Genomic DNA, 17,858 nt, shown 5'->3' with positions numbered 1-17,858 from the left:
GCGTCGGTGTGAGGAGAGTGCACGAATTTAGTAACGCAAACGCCTCGGATGGCTTACGCCCAAGGCCTACCGTGGGTGCACTCGAACCTAGCGCGGAGTGCATCATGACGTCATATTGGACAACCAGGGGACTCGGTCCGGCCGATCAGATGAGCTATTGGGCCGACGTCCTCTGCCAGGCATTCACCCCGCTGGCGCCGTGGCGATCCCGGGACCACGTCGAACGCAGTTTCTCGAGCTCCGGACTTCCCGGGTGGGTGCGCTCGGCGGCGATCGGGGGTGGCAATGCAGCGGAGATTGCTTCCTGCACACAGCGAATCGACCACGGAAAACGTGAGGTTGCCCGAGCCGACGAGGACGTCGTTTTTGTCAACCTGCAATTGGACGGGCAGTGCACGACCACTCAGGACGGGCGGCAGTGCACCGTCTCCCGAGGCGAATTCGCCATCGTAGATTCGACTCGCCCGTACCGGCTCGAGTTCGTCGAGCCGGGTAACGACGAACTGTGGCGAGTGCTGTCTTTCCGACTGCCGCGCCCTCTGCTGGCAGACGTGGTCGGCCCGTCGGCAGCGACTACTGCGCGGCGTTTTTCGAGCTCGTCGGGCTCGGCTCGCTTGCTCAGCTCGTTGATGGTGGAGACCTGGCAAACCGATTCCTCGCTGCAACCCACCGAGCGACAGATGGTCGGTGCCGCCCATGTCGATCTGCTCCGTGCGGTGCTGGGAGGGACGGCCGAACGGGGTGCCGGATCCTCTGTGCAGACCGACGAAGTACTCCGGGTGTCCGCAGTTCGATACATCGATTCCCGGCTTCCCTTCGGCCGAGTTCCCGCCACCGAGGCAGCCCGCCACGTAGGGGTATCGGTTCGCACCCTTCATGCCCTGTTCGAGAGGGCTGGAACGACTTTCGGTGCTGTCGTCCGTGAGCATCGGGTCGAAGCGTGTCGTCGTGAGCTTGCCGATTCACGTGACGATCGATCGATCGGCGCGATCGCTGCAGCGTGGGGATTCTCGGATTCGGCGCATCTGGCCAAGACCTTTCGATTGCGCTTCGGATGCAGCCCGGTCGAATATCGCGCGTCGGTGAGGACAGGGGAAGTACTGCAGCTGGCTCAGGGATGACGCTCTGTCCGAATGTGCAGAACGGTACCGATCATGGCGCAGTCCGATACAAGACCCGGACACGTCGGCCCATGAAACATGGTGTGCAGGGCAGCGTCGCCCGATTCCGTTCTTCACCCCACCAGGACAGACATCGAGGAGTCTCACATGACCCTGAGTTTCGAGCTCAGCCCCGAGCAGATGGCCGTGCGCATGCAAGCGCGGCAAGTGGCAGACGACATCCTGAGCGAAGTGGCGGCCGCTATCTCATCCTTGCCGCGGCCGGAGGATCGCTTCTACGCACTGCAGCCGGTCTACAAGCAGTTGGCAGGTCTCGGATTCGTCAAGGGACTGGTTCCCGATCAATACGGCGGCGCGTACTTCGACAACCTGACCTTCGCGCTCGCGGCCGAGGAACTCGCTCGGGTCGACATCAACACTCCCACTGCGTTGCTCGGCACCGGATTGGGACTCAACCCGATCATCAATTTCGGCACCGAGGAACAGAAGAATCGCTGGCTCCCGCTGTTCTGCGACGGCGAGCCTCGACTGGCCGCGATCGCATACACCGAGGTGACCGGTGGGGCCAACTACGACTCGGAGGACCCGACCGTCGGAATTCGGACCTTCGCGCGACTCGAGGGCGACGAGTGGGTCATCAACGGTGCCAAGCACTACACCACCAATGCTTCCGGCTGGGACGGTCAGGGTGCCGACTTGATCAGCGTGGTGTGCCGCACCGATCCTGCGCTGCCACCGTCGGAGTCGCTGGCCGTCATCGTCGTGGAGAAGGGAACGCCAGGGGTCGAGATCACCGACATGATCGACACCATCGGACACCGCGCCACCAACTCGCCGCGGGTGGAATTTCGCGACGTGCGGGTGCCGGTCGGCAACCTCATCGGCAAGCCGGGCGACGGGTTGGACATCGTCGCCACCGCCTTCTCCTGGACCTGCTCGTCCATTGCTGCCGCGTGCGTGGGCAGGATGCGAGCTGCGTTCGACTGTTCTCTGCAGTTCGCCAAGACCGACCATCGGTCAGGTCCGGTACCGGTCATCGAGTATCAGAACGCCGGATACATGTTGGTGGACATCAAGACTCGCATCGAGGCGGTCCGCTACTTTGCGTGGAAGGCAGCCGATCATTTCGACCGTACCGGCGGGCGTGACCGCGAATTGGCCAACGAGGTAAAGATCTTTGCATCCGAGACGGCCGTGCAGGTGGTGTACGACGCCATGCGTCTCGTCGGCGTCGATGCATACACGAACCTGACACCGATCGCTGCGATCATGGAAGACGTCCTGTGTTTCCCGGTGTACGACGGAGGCAACATGGGCGTCCGACGGCGCAACGTCCACAACCTGCTCAAGGCAGACGGATTCGACTCACTCGCCGCAGCCGAGAATCGACTGTCTGTACCCGAGCACGCCTAGACCGATGGCGATCGTGGTGTCAGGATCCGATCGATCCTGACACCACGACCTGTCTCTCTCTCGGATCCGGGCCGATACAACCACCGGTGAAAGATCGACTGAGCCTGTACTTCTCGGTTATCTCTGTTGGGATCTTCGCGAGCGTGCGGGACTCCAGGATCTTGGGTGGACACTGTGGTGGTTAGTCGGGGGAACGAGCACGCGAACGATTGCAGAGCAGACGCTGAACGAGGTGGGCAAGGCGACGGGTACCTCGCGTATGGCCCGCCTGTTCGGGACGGCCGTCGATGTGATCGATGTAGAGGCTCAGGTCACGACGTTCTGAGTTCGACCTCGGCTGATTTGTCCTGCTCGGGGTGGTGAGTAAGACCTGCCGAGTCTGCGCTTCCGTTTCTGTCGGTGGCCCGGGTTAGTCTTCTTTCAGTTCGAACGCACGTTCTGAAATGTTGCTCACCGGGGGGTGAAAGATGGGTGCACTGCCAGCTGTGTCACTGGAGGCGTTGACCGCGGCCGCGCGTGAGGAGAATCGGCAGGCGGCCCGCAAGATCTCCGCCTGCTACGACGTCCATCGGAGTTGGATCAGCCTCGACACCAAGCACAAGCATTACAGCCGATACGGGCGCACCGAAATGGCCATCGCATTGGGATGCTCCGCAACTGTCGCCGAATCGTACGTCTCCGTCGCCGTCGCCTTGCACACCCGACTCCCGCTGCTGCGGGCGGCGTTCGAGACCGGTGAGGTCGACCTTGCGCGGGTGCGGACCGCATGCCGGATCCTCGACAACCTCTCCGACGAGATCGTCAGGTCGGTCGAGAACGAAGTGGTCGAGGCGGCCCGCCGGTCGTCACCGGGCCCGCTCGAGAAGGAGATCTGGGACATCCTGGTGCGGGTCGCGCCCGAGGAAGCAGCAGCGTTGCGGGAGTTCGCGAACAAGTTCCGCACCGTGACCTACACTCCTGCTGGGGAACTCACCCGGATCCGAGCCGAGCTGACTGGACCCGAAGCCGCCGCCGCATGGCAACTCCTCGAAGAAATGGCCGACACCCTGTGCCCGAAAGACCCCCGCGGTAAACAAGAGCGCCTGTGTGATGCGTTCATGGCGCGCATGCACGGTGAACCCCGACTGGAATGCCTGTGCCAACGGGAGGATTGTCCGAAAAAGGATGTGGCATTGCCGGATCGTCGGGTGCCGTTGACGATGATCACCGTCGATATCGCCACCCTCATCGGGCTGCTCGCGAACCCGGCGTATCTGGCCGGTCATGGTTCCATCGACCCCGACCTCGCCCGAGAACTTGCACGCAACAGTCAGTGGCAGGTCCTGCTGACCGAAGCGATCACCCTCGCCGAGAAACTCGGACTGGCTGTTCAGAACCCGGAAACGGGGGATTGGGAACGGACACCGAGAGATCCCAAGCAGGAGTCGGACTCGAGGTCGGATCCGGACGAAGATGCTGATGCGGCGACAACGAACGCGGACACGGACACGGACGCCGACTCGGCAACGGCATCAACGACGAGCACCGACTCGACAACACACGAGGCAACGGACCGCACGATCACCGACACCGGTTCGCCCGAGACGCGGGCAACGGTCACCGAGACCGAGGCCGGGTCCTGCGCAACCACGGGCACCGAGACCGATACCGGTGCGAGCACCATTCCGAATGCGGAACCGGCGAGCGAATCCGCCACCGCAGCATCGCCTACCCCTGCGCCCTCTCCGACAGGCGCGCTGGTAGCGAGCGCGACCACCTCACCCTCGCCCTCGCCCTCGCCCTCGCCCTCGCCGACCAGCGTGACGGCAACCGCATCCACGCCTGCATCAGCACCGCCGACGGCAGCGGGATCTGCGTCCGACCCGGGAACAGATCCCGACCGTGGCTCCGATCCAGCACCATCGCATGCAGCATCGGCGCGAGGTGCGGTCGGCGCATCGAGTTCGACACCCGTCCCGACCGGCGAATCACATCGAACACCGGATCCTGCACAAGCACCTGCGTCGATACCGATGCCGGAGACCGGTAGATCATCCGATCGAACCGAAACACGCTCTGCTTCAGATCGACCCGAGCAAACCAGGACGGTCCCGTCGACAACTGGACCATCACCGACTTCAAGCCCCACTCAGGGAACAGTTCTCGCGCCGGAACCGGAGACAACGCCGTCACCGGATCCGATGAAGGGCCAGACGGAGGACACCCCTGCCCATTCAGCGTCCGATCCAGCTCCACCCGAGACCGGAGGATGCGCAGACAGTCCACGACGAACACAGTCACTGACCTCCGCCGCAGCCTTGTTCTGCACCCACACCCCAGTCGGCAGGGGCACACGGCACAGCTCTGCCCTCGACCTCTCGACACGGACCCGCGCCGCCCTGAACCGCCCTGCGCTGAATCACGCTGGCCTTGGGCGTTCAGGCAACCGAACCGGCTGCACCGCCTCCGGCATCTACCTCGGCACCGCCTCCCTCGCCGCTGCACTCGAAGCCGCCATCGCCGCCGACCCCACCCTCGGCACATCAGTACCCCGCGACCCCCTCACCGACCGGGCCCTGATCTACCGACCCGATGCCCTCACCACCGCAGCAGTTCGCCTCCGCGACCGACACTGCCGCTTCCCCGGCTGCCACCGCCCCGCCGACCGCTGCCAGCTCGACCACATCATCGCCTTCGACCACGCCAACCCGTTAAGCGGCGGCTGGACCACCGTCAACAACCTCCAGTGCCTCTGCGAGTTCCACCACACCGGCAAAACCGCCGGCTACTGGAAAGCCGTCATGCTCCCCGGCGGCGCAATACTCTGGCGATCCGCCTCGAAGACCACCCGAATCACTCTGCCCGCCAACGGAACAGTCGTACCCATCCTCGGCAACGACCTGAGACCACACATCCCCACCACACCGAGACGATCCGGCATCATCGCCTACCCCGACCCGCCCGAGAGCCCGGAGCCGGAAACAGGACCAATCGCCGAAGAAACCGATGAGCCGCCGTTCTAGGTTCGTTCGGGTGCGACGCCTGGGCGCGAAGCCTGTTCAGGCCAACTGGGGTGTCGAGGCCTTGTCGATCACGAGCCACCCGCCGTGGTGCTCCGATGTCTCGAACCGCGCACCGGACGAGCGACCGAGCTCGATCAACGACGTCTCGTCGAACGTACGGATGTGTCCGTGACAGGCGGTTGTCTCGGTCTCGAAGGGCACGGCGACCACGACACGAGTGCGCGCGATGCGTAGTGCTTCTTCCACTATGCGGGAGCCGGTCTCGGCGTCGACATGCTCGAGGAGGTGTAGTGCAGTCACAGTGTCGACACTGCCGTCGGCAACGGGAACATCTGCCGCGTTGCACACCACCGTGTCGAGTGTGATTCCGAGATGCGGGGCCACGACGGCGAGCAACCGCATGGTGCCGGCGGAGAGGTCCGTCGCAGTCACCGAGTGGCCCTTCATTGCCAGTCGTAGTGGAAAGAAGCCGAAGCACGATCCCATGTCGAGCACTGATCCGACGATCAGGTTCTCCGCGTGTTCGTGGACGGGAGCGAAATCGGCGGCGCCGGAGAGCAGTTCGTCCAGGGAATTGCGATAGTAGGTGGTCCAGGCGTCGACCGGATCGGCGACGGTGGTGCGGACGATCCCGACCAACACCAACTCGAATTCCCGCTGTGAAAGACCCACATGACGTGCCTGCGCGGTCACGATCGGAACGAGGCGTTCACCGATGTCTCGAGACGTCAGGCCATGGCACACCTGCACGGTCGATCCTGTTCGGACCGCGTCGAACTCCAGTCCGGGAAGACGCCGAACGACCACGTTCTCGTGAGCCCACACTCCATCCGGGCTCGGTGCCAGTGCATCCAGCTCGGTCATCGAAAGCCATTCTGTTCGTCGGACGCCGGGAGTGGCGGCCCCTTCGGTGAGGTCGAGCGTTCCACACATCGGTGGACGAATCGGCCGCTCCCGAGCAGGTCGGGCCGCCCGGACGCTGTGGACCCCGCATGCCGGACGGGACGATACCTACCCATTTGGACGGTTGATCGCGACGGCCGACCAGTTCCTCCCGGCACGCCGGTGCCGAGTCGTGATCGGCCGCTAGCGTGGTGATCCGAGACACAACCAATCGGATTGTGACCGAGCATATTTCGTAGGAGGTTCCAGATGTCGAAGAAAAATGAGAATGCTGTGGTCGGCACGGCTGTCGTCGAGTCCGATCTGGTCGAAGAGTCGTTGGTCGAGGAAGTGTCGATCGACGGCATGTGCGGCGTGTACTGATCATGACCACTGCAGTACGCGACGACCTCGACGAGTTCGATCTGGATGCGCCGTGGGCTCTGCATCCGCAGGTGGCGTTGCGTCCGGAATCGTTCGGGGCGTTGTTGTATCACTTCGGAACTCGCAAGCTCTCGTTTCTGAAGAACCGCACGATCGTGGCGATCATCGAATCGCTGCCGGAACACCCGGACATGCGTTCGGCGATCGCGGCCGCAGGGATCACCGAGTCGCAGTCGGCCCCATACGTGACAGCGCTCGCAACGTTGGCCGACTCGAGCATGATCACCCGCCCGTAAAGCCTCACCCATTAGTAGAAGAGGACTTCCGCCCATGACCTCCACCCTCGAAAGACCCGCTCCGGTAGGCAAACTGGTCGACCAGTTCGAACTCGGACTCGACGCGCCGATCTGTCTGACGTGGGAGTTGACCTACGCATGCAATCTGTCGTGTGTGCACTGCCTGAGCTCGTCGGGTCGCCGCGACCCTCGCGAACTCAGTACCGAGCAGTGCAAGTCGATCATCGACGAGCTGCAGAAGATGCAGGTTTTCTACGTCAATATCGGTGGTGGGGAGCCGACGGTGCGGTCGGACTTCTGGGAGCTCGTCGATTATGCGACGGCGCATCAGGTGGGTGTGAAGTTCTCCACCAACGGAGTCAAGATCGACAAGAAGGTGGCCGCGCGGCTGGCGGCGTCGGACTATGTCGACGTCCAGATCTCCATCGACGGCGCAACTGCCGAGGTCAACGATGCGGTCCGCGGACCGGGTTCGTTCGACATGGCGTGCCGAGCGTTGGAGAACCTGAAGGAGGCCGGTTTCCGGGACGCGAAGATCTCGGTCGTCGTCACCCGGCACAACGTGAGTCAGCTCGACGATTTCAAGGCATTGGCCGACAAATATGCTGCGACACTGCGTATCACCAGGTTGCGGCCGTCGGGTCGCGGCGCGGATGTATGGGACGATCTGCACCCCACGGCCGGTCAGCAGCGAGAGCTCTACAACTGGCTCGTCGCCAACGGTGAAGGTGTGTTGACGGGGGATTCGTTCTTCCACCTGTCCGCGTTCGGGGACGCCCTGCCGGGGCTCAACCTGTGCGGCGCGGGACGGGTGGTGTGTTTGATCGACCCGATCGGCGACGTGTACGCCTGCCCGTTCGCCATCCACGAGAACTTCCTCGCCGGCAACATCGTCCGAGACGCCAAAGACGGCATGGGTGGTTTCCAAGCGGTGTGGCAGACATCGGAGTTGTTCCAGGAACTCCGGTCACCTCAGACCTCGGGCGCGTGCACCAAGTGCGCCCACTTCGACGCGTGCCGCGGCGGCTGCATGGCGGCGAAATTCTTCACCGGACTGCCGATGGATGGTCCGGACCCCGAATGCGTGATCGGTAACGGTGAGATGGCGTTGGCGACGGCGGGGGAGATCCCCAAATCGAGTGTCGATCATTCACGTACCGGTCAGCGCAAGACCCCTCGAAAGTCGGTGCCGCTGACGTTGATGATGCGTCCGCCGGCAAAAATCTGCGACGAGAACCCGCTCGCAGGAATGGAACAGGAATAAGAGCTATGGCGAAGAGTGCGTGGTTCGAGACCGTTGCCGAGGCGCAGCGGCGTGCGAAGAAGCGTCTACCGAAGTCCGTGTACGCCGCGCTGGTGGCCGGCTCGGAGCGCGGACTGACGATCGATGACAACATGGCGGCGTTCGGTGAACTCGGATTTGCCCCGCACGTGGCTGGGTTGTCGGACAAGCGGGATCTGTCGACGACGGTGATGGGGCAGTCGCTGTCGTTCCCGGTGATGATCTCCCCGACGGGTGTGCAGGCGGTGCATCCTGACGGTGAGGTCGCCGTCGCGAGAGCTGCGGCAGCACGGGGCATTCCGATCGGGCTGTCCTCGTTCGCGAGCAAGTCCGTCGAAGAGGTCGCGGCGGCGAACCCGCAGACCTTCTTCCAGATGTACTGGGTCGGATCGCGGGAGATCTTGCTACAGCGGATGGAGCGGGCCCGCGCTGCAGGTGCTGTCGGGTTGATCATGACCCTGGACTGGTCCTTCTCCAACGGCCGCGATTGGGGTAGCCCCTCGATCCCGGAGAAGATGGACCTCAAGGCCATGGTGCAGTTCGCACCCGAGGGCATCACCCGTCCGAAGTGGTTGTGGGAGTTCGCCAAGACCGGCAAGATCCCCGATCTGACGACGCCGAATCTCACCCCACCGACGGGTGGTCCTGCTCCGACGTTCTTCGGGGCGTACGGGGAATGGATGGGTACTCCGTTGCCGACGTGGGAGGACGTGGCGTGGCTGCGTGAGCAGTGGGGCGGACCGTTCATGCTCAAGGGCGTGATGCGCGTCGACGACGCGAAGAGGGCTGTCGACGCCGGGTGCACGGCGATCTCGGTCTCCAACCACGGAGGCAACAATCTCGACAGCACCCCGGCTCCGATCCGGGCTCTTCCTGCTATCGCGGAGGCGGTCGGCGATCAGATCGAGATCACCCTCGACGGCGGAATCCGGCGGGGTAGTGATGTTGTGAAGGCGCTGGCTCTCGGTGCGCGGGCGGTGTTGATCGGGCGGGCATATCTGTGGGGTCTGTCCGCGGGTGGTCAGGCAGGTGTGGAGAACGTGCTCGACATTCTGCGCGGCGGAGTCGATTCCGCTGTCCTGGGGCTCGGGCACACCTCGGTGCACGATCTGTCGCCGTCGGATGTAGTCATGCCGGCCGGGTTCGACCGCAGGCTCGGCGTCTAGGGCGCTGTGTGTTCACCGAGTCGGGGTGGTTCGAGTCCGTTGCGCAGGCCCAGCGGCGCGCGAAGAAGCGGCTTCCGAAGTCGGTGTACGCCGCTCTGGTCGCGGGATCGGAACGCGGAATCACTGCCTCGGATAATACGGCTGCGTTCGCTGAACTCGGGTTCGCCCCGCACGTGGCGGGTCTGTCGAACGAGCGGGAGTTGTCGACGACGCTGATGGGGCAACCGCTGTCGTTTCCGGTGATGATCTCGCCGACGGGTGTGCAAGCCGTGCACCCGTCGGGTGAAGTCGCGGTGGCGAGGGCTGCAGCGGCGCGGGGGATCTCGATGGGATTGTCGTTGTTCGCGAGCAAACCCATCGAGGAGGTCGTCGCGGCGAACCCGCGGACGTTCTTCCAAGTGCACTGGGTCGGATCACGGGAATTGTTGGCGCACATGCTCGATCGCGCACGCAGTGCGGGTGCCGTCGGGTTGATCGTCACCGTGGACTGGTCGTTCTCCGAGGGCCGCGACTGGGGGAGCCCGGTGATTCCGGAACGCCTCGACGCCAGGGCGATGCTCCGATTGGCACCGGAAGCACTGGCGCGGCCGCGATGGCTGGCCCGGTGGGCGCGCTCGGGTACCCTCCCGGATCTGACTGCGCCCAACCTCGCTCCACCCGGAAAGCCCGCGCCGACGTTCTTCGCCGCATATCGCGAGTGGAAGTCGACCCCGCTGCCCACGTGGGAGGACATCGCCTGGCTACGCGAGCAGTGGGACGGTCCGTTCATGCTCAAGGGCATCTCGCGGGTCGACGACGCACTGCGGGCCGTCGACGCCGGTGTCACCGCGATCTCGGTGTCCAATCACGGGGGCAACAATCTCGACGGTTCCCCGGCCTCGATTCGGGCGCTGCCCGCGATTGCCGAAGCAGTGGGGGATCAGGTCGAGATCACCCTCGATGGTGGTATCAGGCGGGGAAGCGACGTGGCGAAAGCGCTCGCGCTCGGTGCGCGAGCAGTGCTGATCGGGCGGGCATATCTGTGGGGTTTGGCGGGCGACGGTCAGGCCGGCGTCGAGAACGTGCTCGATATCCTGCGCGTCGGCCTGGATTCCGCGGTGCTCGGACTGGGGCACGCATCGGTGCACACGCTCGGACCATCCGATGTCGTCGTGCCACCTGGCTTCGCTCGCGCCGATCGACTCGCCGGTCCGGTACACCCGACGCCAGATCGGAGCAGTGAATTCGTATCCGAGAAGCTGATTCGCGCCCGGCCATCTCGCGAGGGGTAGTCGAATCGGTGGTCACCAATCGGACAGGTGAGTGTGACCGTCCTGCAGTGCGCGGGCGAACAGGGCTGCCTTCGTCGGGGCGTTGCGGCCCACTGCCGCGTATTTCTGTCGGACACGGGTGATGTGCGTGTTGATCGTGCCCACCGAAATGTAGACGGACCGAGCCGCAACCGTCTTCGAGTCCGAGGCGAACCAGGCGATCATGACCTCGATCTCGCGGGCGCTCAGCGCGGGCTTGGGGCGATGCGGGTCGGGCGGTGTGGGGAGTGCCCCGGGTGCCGACTGTCTCGGCCTCCGGAACGAGTGATGTACCGCCGATGCCGACGTCTGCTCGAGCACGAAAATTTCCCCCTCGTATATCCATCCATCCCTGACCTCAGCGTCCATCGTCGAAGGAACGGCGCTGCGGATCCAGCTGTACGAGGAAGTCCATACAAGGTCAATACGGTCGGATCCTGATTCGACATATGCGTCATTCAAACGAAGCAATTTGCTGTTTGTGCTGCTCAGGGGGTGTTCGAGTGCATGGGCGGATGATCTTCCGGACCTATAGTTTTCGCCCATGACCTCCGATCGCCCGGATCCCTCGTCGATCTCGGATCGCACCGAATTCGCCGCGGGGCTGCGCGCCATCAGGATCCAGGCGAATGCCACTGTCCGCGACATCGTCGAGCGTTCCGGTGGCCTGCACGGCACCATAAGCGGCTGGTTCTCCGGTCACCACGTACCGACGAAGGCCAGCGCCGAGATGTTCTCTGCCGTCCTCATCGCCTGCGGAGTCGACGACGAGGACGAGCGGTCACGGTGGTGGGACGCGGTGTCGAGGGTGCGGTCCGTCTCGGGCAGGCGCACGGTCGACCCGGTGAAGGGCGACCCCCCGTACAAGGGCTTGGAGGTGTTCGAGTCCGCCGATGCGGAGTGGTTCTTCGGACGCGACGATGTGATCGAGCGTCTGAACACGCGCGTGCGCGAAGCCCTCGACCTCGGTGGAGGCATTGTGGTCGTCGTCGGGGCGTCCGGCTCGGGCAAGTCCTCGCTGCTGCGAGCCGGCCTGGCACCGAGATTCGCCGGCTCGGCACTCTGTTCGGGTGTCGGCGACATACGCGCTTTCCCCGCGCGAACAGCGTCGTTGGCACCGGGTTCGGTCGTCGTTCTGGATCAGGCCGAGGAGTTGTGGACGCTGGCGACGATGCATGAGCGCGAAAGCTTTCTCCGCGCGGCATCGGCGTCGACCGACTCCGGGTCGGTCCTCGTCATTGGTCTGCGGGCCGACTTCTATCAGAACGCCGTGTCGGAGGATGCTCTACTGGCCGGACTGTCCGACAACCCTGTGGTCGTCGGGCGGCTCACCGAAACGCAACTGCGGGACGTCATCGTGTCGCCTGCCGCGAAAGCGGGCGTCACCGTCGACGATGCGCTCGTGCAGGTGTTGGTCGGCGAATTGGGTCCGCGTGGTTCACAATTCGCTCACGACTCCGGTGCCCTGCCGCTGCTTTCGTATGCATTGCTGACCACCTGGCAGGTGTCGAGCGGCAGGACGCTGACCGTCGCGAACTATCTTGCAACCGGTGGGATCGGAGGTGCGGTGGGGCAGAGCGCCGAGGAAGTGTTCTCCGCCTTGACTTCCGAACAGCAGCGCGAAGCACGACGCATCTTCATGCGTCTGGTCAATCTCGACGACGACGTGGTGACTCGTCGCCGCGTCGATCGTGTCGGGCTGTTCTACGGCGACGAGGACGTAGACGCCGTCACCGACGTCGATGTCGTGGTCGAGCGCTTTGCCGCGCGCAGATTGCTGACCGTCGAAGAAGAGACGGTTCAGGTGACCCACGAGGCGTTGCTCACAGCGTGGCCGCGGCTCGGTGAGTGGCTCGACGCCGACCGTCAGTGGCTGGTCGAGCACCGTCGGCTCACCCAAGCGGCAGAACTGTGGAAGCACAACGACCGAGACGACGGTTCGCTGCTGTCTGCGTCGAGGCTGGCCCTCGTGCAGGAATCTGTCGGGCCGGTACGCCGGAGAGATCTCAATTCCATCGAAAAGCTCTACCTCGAAGCAAGCGCGAATCGAGTCGAGGAACAGAATCGAAACGACCGACGTCGACGACGCACCCTCGAAACGCTCGTCACTGCACTCGCGATTCTGACCGTGCTTGCCGTGACACTCGCGGTGACTGCTTTCGTAGCCCGGTCGGACGCGAACAGCCGGCGGATCGATGCCGAGAATGCTGAGGCAGAGGCGGTGTCTCGTCAGATTGCCGGTGTTGCAGTGCAATTGAGAGACCGAGATCCCGGTCTGGCCGCATACTTCGCGTTGGCGTCGTACGAGGTCGACCGAACGGCGGAGGCCCAATCTGCGTTGCTCGACTCGTCCGCGATTCACGCTCCTGTGCGGTTACTCGGCGTGGAGGGCGGAGCAGTGACCGCGGTCGATTCGCGCGGAAGCATCGTGGCAACAGCCGGATCCGATGGACACGTTCGAATGTGGTCTCTCACGGACGGTCACGCGAAGCTCGGCGACATCGTCTCCCGTGATGCTTCGGCGCTGACGTTCGATCCCAGGGGTGGCGTCCTCGCTGTCGGAGGGTTCTACGGCGTCGAACTGTGGGATGTATCGGACCCGACTGCACCGACACTGTTGTCGTACAACGATTTCAGCGAGGTGCGGAGTCTGTCCTACTCTCCTGATGGCCGCTTGCTTCTCGTCGGGACCGGGTCCGAGTCGTTGCCGCTCCTCGACGTCGGAGATCCCGCCCGGCCGACCGTGGCGGCCGAAGTGGCTCAACCCGGTTCGCCGACAGCCACCGAATTCAGTCCCGATGGTAGGTACCTGGTGACGGTCGGCCCCGGGCGCGCGATGCGGGTGTGGGACGCGAGCAGGCTGCCCGTCCCCACCGTTCCGCTGATCGACGTTCCCTCGGACGGATCGACCTACACTGCGCAACAGCTGGCCTTCTCTCCCGACGGTACGACGTTGATCGCAGGCACTACCGGTCGCGAGGTTCTGCGGTGGGCTGTCGACGCCGGCCGGTTGTCTCCTCTGCCGGCGTTGACGGGATTCACCAGCTACGTCAACGATGTGGCGTTCAGCGGGGACGGGACTCTGATCGCTGCGGCGAGTTCGGACAATTCCTCGAAGGTGTGGGACGCGGCCTCGGGCGCAGCGCAGCTCACGCTGCCGGGTCCTTCCGTGGTGAGTTCACTGGCGTTCGCCCCGAATCGGTCATCGATCGTGACCGCCAGCGGCGACGGCATCACCCGGATCTGGCCGCTTCCCGGGCCTGCCCTCGCCGATGCCGGTGACACGATCTTTCAGAACCCCGTCGGTGCGTCGGGCACGCGTCTGCTCGTCGGTGCAGGCACCCGGGCCTCCGCCACGACGCTCTGGGACGTCTCGGATGTGGACCATCCGGTGGCGTCGAAGCCGTTGGTCCTCGGCGACGGTATGGACCAGACAGGTGCGGTGGCGCTCACGGCCGACGGCAACCGAGCCGCGGCCGGCACGGCAACCGGGGGATTTCAGCTGTGGGACACAACCGATCTCGACGATCCGGTGGCCCTGGGCGTCATCCGAAAGGCAACTTCCAGCCTGACTGCAGTGCTGGCCTTCGATTGGACGGGGACCGTGCTCGTCGTGTCCGGTCAGAGCTCGAACGACGTGTCGGTGTGGTCGTTGGTCGACCCCTCCACCCCGCGTCTGTTGTCGACTGTGATCGCGGGAAATTATCCGGCGGGAATGGCCCTGTCGCCCGAAGGGTCCGTACTCGCCGTTGCCAGCGTCGGTGGCGTGGTCGAGCTGTGGGATCTCGGCGACCCCACCGAGCCACGCCGAATGGCGACGCTCGAAGGTTTCGAAAGTAGCGTTCAGGCCGTAGCCATCTCACCGGACGGGAGAACTCTCGCCGCAGGAAGCGCGGATCGTTCGGTTCGACTGTGGGACATGACCAGTCCCTCCGCGCCGCAACACTTGTCTCGTATCGTCGGGCCGTCGAGCCCGATCTCATCGCTGGCATTCGATCGGTCCGGCATGCGGTTGGCTGCAGGCGACGGGGGCTCGACGGTCTGGCTGTGGAACGTGGAGGACCGCGCGGCACCCGAGCAGTACGCCGCCCTCTCCGCGTACGGTCAGCGCGTCAACGATGCGGTCTTCGGCGCAGACGGACGGGTGGTCTTCGGCGGTGGCACGGCCCGCGATGTCCGCATCTGGCGCACCGAGCCGGAGGAGGTGCGCAGTCGCCTGTGCGTATCCGGAGGATCGGTGGTGACGGAGGCCGAATGGGCCCAGTACCTACCCGGCGTTCCCTACCGAGAGTTGTGTAGCAGCTGACCGAGTGGGGATGGTGTACTTGCGCAATGACCGACAAGTTTCCGAGAAGCGCTACGGCGTCCGCTCTCGTCGCGCTTGCGGCCTCCTGCGTCGTGATCTATGTCGGGTTGTTCGATGACTCGATGTCCACGGCCCTGCAGGTTGTGCTGCTGCTCGTCGGCGTACTGGTTGCGGGCGGAGCAATCGGTTACACGGTCGCCTCCGTTCGTCGCTGAATTCGACGGTCATGGGCGTAGCCTCCCTGCTGATGCTCGGAGCAGATCGATCAGATCGGAGTCGTCCGTTCGTAGTCGGCCGGTCCTACCGATCGCGGCGAGACATCCACTGACCGAGCCCAATTCGTCTCGAAGTGGTACCGCAATGGCGGAACGACCGATTCTCATCTCGTCGGTTTCGGTGGCGAGGTCCGACGTGCGGACCCGGGTCAGCTCCAGGGACAGTGCGTCGCTGTCGGCAATCGTGTGTGACGTGAAAACGCGAAGCTTCCCGGTCGGGAGAATCTCCGAGCGACGTGCCAGCATCATTTTCCCGATGGCCGATGCATGGGGATGTGTCAGTATGGCGCTCTCCGCGACCAAATCGTGGTCCGGATCTCGATCCACCAGACTGATGCGGCCGCCTTCGTACGACGCGAGGTAGACACCGAATCGAATGTGGGATCGCAGACTGTCCAATACGTCGCGGCGAATGGAATCAGGATCGTGACCGGGATCGGGTCCCGCGAGTTCGCGCGTACGTCGACCGAGCGCGAACCCGGAAAGGTCGTCGATGCGTACGAGGTACCCGTCTGCGACCAACAGATTGAGCAGTCTGTATGCAGTTGCGGGCGCAACCCCTGTTGCCTGTGCGATCTCCTTGGCGCTCGCCCCTGGTCCGATGTGTGCGACGGCTTCGAGGAGAGCGAGCGCTTTTTGTACTGCGCGCGGCTCGTGACCCGAGACCTCGGCGAACCGCGGTGTACGCACGGCCACGGTCATTGCTCCCTGTGCTGCTGTTTGACCAGAGCGACAGCGCCACGGGAGTTCTCACCGTAGGACGCGGAACCGGGCAGCACGTCCGTGCTTTCCGCGCTGTCGAACACACCGATGGAGCGCAGGCCGAGAGGTGAACGTGCACGCAGCCACGATGCCCATATCGTTCCGGACAGTGCGATGACCGAGAACACCGAGATCAGAACGAGGTTGTCGGTGATCCCGTCGGTGAACAGCAGCAGTATCAGAACCCCGACGCCGCAGCTCGAGGCGAGCGCGGCTGCGATGACAACAGGTGTCTCGAGTTCACCGATGCGGCGCAGGAACAGTACGGCAGCGACCGCGACGAGAACGTATCCGACGATCAGGGCAGCGCGGGCAGCAAGTTTGACGTTGTCGATCAGCGGACCTCCCGACCCGACCGCGAAGAGGGTACTGGCCGCAGCCAAGCCGACGACCACACAGACCAGCGCCACGGACGGAGTGCGGAATCGTTGGTGAACAGAGCCGAATACGCGGGGTATCACCCTCTCGATCCCCAGCGTGTAAACCAAGCGAGATGCTGCATTGGACGAGGCCATCGAGGACGCCAGCCACGAGCAACTCAGTCCTACGTTCACTGCGATCACAAGAGATGGATCGATTCCGGTGGACGACCCGTGCAGGTACGCGTTGATGAGAGTGCTGCCTCGGCCGGACCACACAGCCCACGCGGCCAATGTGAACAGCGTTCCGCAGATGATGGGGGTGAGCATCACGGTGCGAGTGACGTTGACGAGCGGGCGACGTGCCTCGGGAGCAAAGAACGTGGCGCTCTCGAAGCCTGCCAGTGAGAACAGTGCTGCCAGCGCGACCAGCAGCATCCCGTGCGACGACTCTGCGGTCTCCACATCGACTGGTCGGCCCGCACCATCGGGAATCATCAGCAGCACGAGGATGAAAACCAGTGAACATACTTCGACGACGAGTATGGCCGTTGCGGCGAACCTGACGCCGCGCAGTAGACATGCCAGGATCGATGCGGCGATCAGCAGGTAGATGGCGATCGTAGAAATGTCTCCGCGCGCATCAATGTGGAATTGATCGAGCACGGTCATGACGGCCTGGCCGCCGCTGTAGAGGGTCAGCGCTCCACTGGCGCAGTACTTCACGAGCATGGCGGTACCGACGGTGAGCGCAGCGCGAGCTCGCGCACCGTGGAAGGTGAAGCTGTACAGCCCTCCGGATGCAGCGAGCCTGCGGGTGAACTGCGAAATACAGAATGCGATGAGCGATACGACGATCGTCGCCGCAGCGATCGTCAACACACCTCCGAGCATTGTGTCGTTCGTCAGCATGGCGATGGGCAGCACCACCATCGATGCCGCGGGTGCAGTAGTGGCGATCGACTGGGCGAGTACCTCGACCCCGGACAGCTGTCGCCTTCCGAGCGCGCGGAGAGGTGACAGTGCGGGTTGCGCCGGCTCACCGGCAGAGAACGACCGGGCGATCGCGTGCTCGAGTGCGGACATGGTTGCCGAAAATAGTGGGCGCATGTTGCACGGGCATTGCGAACATGAATCGGCTGGAACCGTACGAGTGGGAATGCCTCGTCCGAAATCCTGTCCGTTCTCACTCGCGCTTTCTCGATGGTTTCCCGAGGTTGATCTTCCCGAATCACCTGCCGTTCAGGATTGCACTCGAATCTTTTCGATCCCGGACCACCGAGGCACCGGGCAGCACGAATGGGAGCATGAATTGCCAGTC

General features: G+C 64.0%; 14 protein-coding genes. 10 read left to right on the top strand and 4 right to left on the bottom strand.

What is annotated here, in order from left to right; all coding sequences use genetic code 11:
* Nucleotides 1-104: 104 nt before the first annotated feature.
* The 3 genes from CH275_RS22820 to CH275_RS22810 all read left to right on the top strand — a co-directional run bounded on the left by CH275_RS22820 (nt 105) and on the right by CH275_RS22810 (nt 5,536).
* Nucleotides 105-1,121 (top strand): helix-turn-helix domain-containing protein, encoded by a 1,017-nt coding sequence (locus CH275_RS22820; protein WP_094680501.1) that lies wholly within the window; start codon nt 105-107, stop codon nt 1,119-1,121.
* Nucleotides 1,122-1,268: 147 nt separating this feature from the next.
* The gene (locus tag CH275_RS22815) at nt 1,269-2,534 is read left to right on the top strand and encodes an acyl-CoA dehydrogenase family protein (RefSeq protein ID WP_094680500.1); all 1,266 of its coding nucleotides are present in this window, start codon (nt 1,269-1,271) and stop codon (nt 2,532-2,534) included.
* A gap of 467 nt (nt 2,535-3,001) precedes the next feature.
* Complete coding sequence (locus CH275_RS22810) at nt 3,002-5,536, top strand: HNH endonuclease signature motif containing protein (RefSeq protein WP_094680499.1); 2,535 nt, start codon at nt 3,002-3,004, stop codon at nt 5,534-5,536.
* Between the two features lie 36 nt (nt 5,537-5,572).
* Here the strand turns inward: CH275_RS22810 and mftM are convergent, their stop codons facing one another.
* Complete coding sequence (gene mftM, locus CH275_RS22805; protein ID WP_094680586.1) at nt 5,573-6,400, bottom strand: mycofactocin oligosaccharide methyltransferase MftM; 828 nt, start codon at nt 6,398-6,400, stop codon at nt 5,573-5,575.
* Between the two features lie 288 nt (nt 6,401-6,688).
* Here mftM and mftA point away from each other — a divergent pair, with 288 nt between their 5' ends.
* From mftA to mftD (CH275_RS22780), 5 genes are read left to right on the top strand one after another with little or no spacing between them, the layout of a single operon-like run.
* Nucleotides 6,689-6,802: a mycofactocin precursor MftA gene (gene mftA, locus CH275_RS22800; protein ID WP_080730438.1), complete on the top strand. Its 114-nt coding sequence runs from the start codon at nt 6,689-6,691 to the stop codon at nt 6,800-6,802.
* Nucleotides 6,803-6,804: 2 nt separating this feature from the next.
* Nucleotides 6,805-7,098, top strand: coding sequence for a mycofactocin biosynthesis chaperone MftB (gene mftB / locus CH275_RS22795; RefSeq protein ID WP_094680498.1), 294 nt, complete (start codon nt 6,805-6,807; stop codon nt 7,096-7,098).
* A gap of 34 nt (nt 7,099-7,132) precedes the next feature.
* Nucleotides 7,133-8,362, top strand: a complete 1,230-nt coding sequence (gene mftC, locus CH275_RS22790; protein ID WP_094680497.1) for a mycofactocin radical SAM maturase — start codon at nt 7,133-7,135, stop codon at nt 8,360-8,362.
* 5 nt (nt 8,363-8,367) lie between these two features.
* Nucleotides 8,368-9,546: a pre-mycofactocin synthase MftD gene (gene mftD, locus CH275_RS22785; RefSeq protein ID WP_094680496.1), complete on the top strand. Its 1,179-nt coding sequence runs from the start codon at nt 8,368-8,370 to the stop codon at nt 9,544-9,546.
* 8 nt (nt 9,547-9,554) lie between these two features.
* A complete protein-coding gene (gene mftD / locus CH275_RS22780) occupies nt 9,555-10,817 on the top strand; it encodes a pre-mycofactocin synthase MftD (RefSeq protein ID WP_094680495.1) in 1,263 nt (420 codons plus the stop codon).
* Nucleotides 10,818-10,829: 12 nt separating this feature from the next.
* Here the strand turns inward: mftD (CH275_RS22780) and CH275_RS22775 are convergent, their stop codons facing one another.
* Nucleotides 10,830-11,156: a LuxR C-terminal-related transcriptional regulator gene (locus tag CH275_RS22775; RefSeq protein ID WP_256991178.1), complete on the bottom strand. Its 327-nt coding sequence runs from the start codon at nt 11,154-11,156 to the stop codon at nt 10,830-10,832.
* A 223-nt stretch (nt 11,157-11,379) separates the two neighbouring features.
* Here CH275_RS22775 and CH275_RS22770 point away from each other — a divergent pair, with 223 nt between their 5' ends.
* Together CH275_RS22770 and CH275_RS22765 are read left to right on the top strand one after the other, a co-directional pair.
* On the top strand, nt 11,380-15,141 hold the full coding sequence (locus tag CH275_RS22770; protein WP_094680494.1) for an nSTAND1 domain-containing NTPase: 3,762 nt from the start codon (nt 11,380-11,382) through the stop codon (nt 15,139-15,141).
* A gap of 26 nt (nt 15,142-15,167) precedes the next feature.
* A complete protein-coding gene (locus CH275_RS22765) occupies nt 15,168-15,356 on the top strand; it encodes a hypothetical protein (protein ID WP_094680493.1) in 189 nt (62 codons plus the stop codon).
* Nucleotides 15,357-15,365: 9 nt separating this feature from the next.
* On the opposite strand, the gene CH275_RS22760 is transcribed toward CH275_RS22765, so the two are convergent.
* Both CH275_RS22760 and CH275_RS22755 read right to left on the bottom strand, forming a co-directional pair.
* The gene (locus CH275_RS22760) at nt 15,366-16,112 is read right to left on the bottom strand and encodes an IclR family transcriptional regulator (RefSeq protein WP_256991177.1); all 747 of its coding nucleotides are present in this window, start codon (nt 16,110-16,112) and stop codon (nt 15,366-15,368) included.
* A gap of 2 nt (nt 16,113-16,114) precedes the next feature.
* Nucleotides 16,115-17,623 carry an APC family permease gene (locus CH275_RS22755; RefSeq protein WP_094680491.1) on the bottom strand — a complete coding sequence of 503 codons (1,509 nt, stop codon included), beginning with the start codon at nt 17,621-17,623 and terminating at the stop codon, nt 16,115-16,117.
* Nucleotides 17,624-17,858: the final 235 nt, after the last annotated feature.

The sequence above is a fragment of the Rhodococcus sp. 06-235-1A genome, assembly GCF_002258785.1.
Lineage (GTDB): Bacteria > Actinomycetota > Actinomycetes > Mycobacteriales > Mycobacteriaceae > Rhodococcoides.
Note: the sequence above shows the minus strand (reverse complement) of the source record. Positions and strands in the feature narration are given on the sequence as shown.

What these genes read in the sequence shown, in the direction of transcription:
- CH275_RS22820 (WP_094680501.1), top strand. Translation starts at nt 105, where the DNA reads ATGACGTCATATTGGACAACCAGGGGACTCGGTCCGGCCGATCAGATG.
- CH275_RS22815 (WP_094680500.1), top strand. Translation starts at nt 1,269, where the DNA reads ATGACCCTGAGTTTCGAGCTCAGCCCCGAGCAGATGGCCGTGCGCATG.
- CH275_RS22810 (WP_094680499.1), top strand. Translation starts at nt 3,002, where the DNA reads ATGGGTGCACTGCCAGCTGTGTCACTGGAGGCGTTGACCGCGGCCGCG.
- mftM (WP_094680586.1), bottom strand. Translation starts at nt 6,400, where the DNA reads ATGACCGAGCTGGATGCACTGGCACCGAGCCCGGATGGAGTGTGGGCT.
- mftA (WP_080730438.1), top strand. Translation starts at nt 6,689, where the DNA reads ATGTCGAAGAAAAATGAGAATGCTGTGGTCGGCACGGCTGTCGTCGAG.
- mftB (WP_094680498.1), top strand. Translation starts at nt 6,805, where the DNA reads ATGACCACTGCAGTACGCGACGACCTCGACGAGTTCGATCTGGATGCG.
- mftC (WP_094680497.1), top strand. Translation starts at nt 7,133, where the DNA reads ATGACCTCCACCCTCGAAAGACCCGCTCCGGTAGGCAAACTGGTCGAC.
- mftD (WP_094680496.1), top strand. Translation starts at nt 8,368, where the DNA reads ATGGCGAAGAGTGCGTGGTTCGAGACCGTTGCCGAGGCGCAGCGGCGT.
- CH275_RS22770 (WP_094680494.1), top strand. Translation starts at nt 11,380, where the DNA reads ATGACCTCCGATCGCCCGGATCCCTCGTCGATCTCGGATCGCACCGAA.
- CH275_RS22765 (WP_094680493.1), top strand. Translation starts at nt 15,168, where the DNA reads ATGACCGACAAGTTTCCGAGAAGCGCTACGGCGTCCGCTCTCGTCGCG.
- CH275_RS22755 (WP_094680491.1), bottom strand. Translation starts at nt 17,623, where the DNA reads ATGTCCGCACTCGAGCACGCGATCGCCCGGTCGTTCTCTGCCGGTGAG.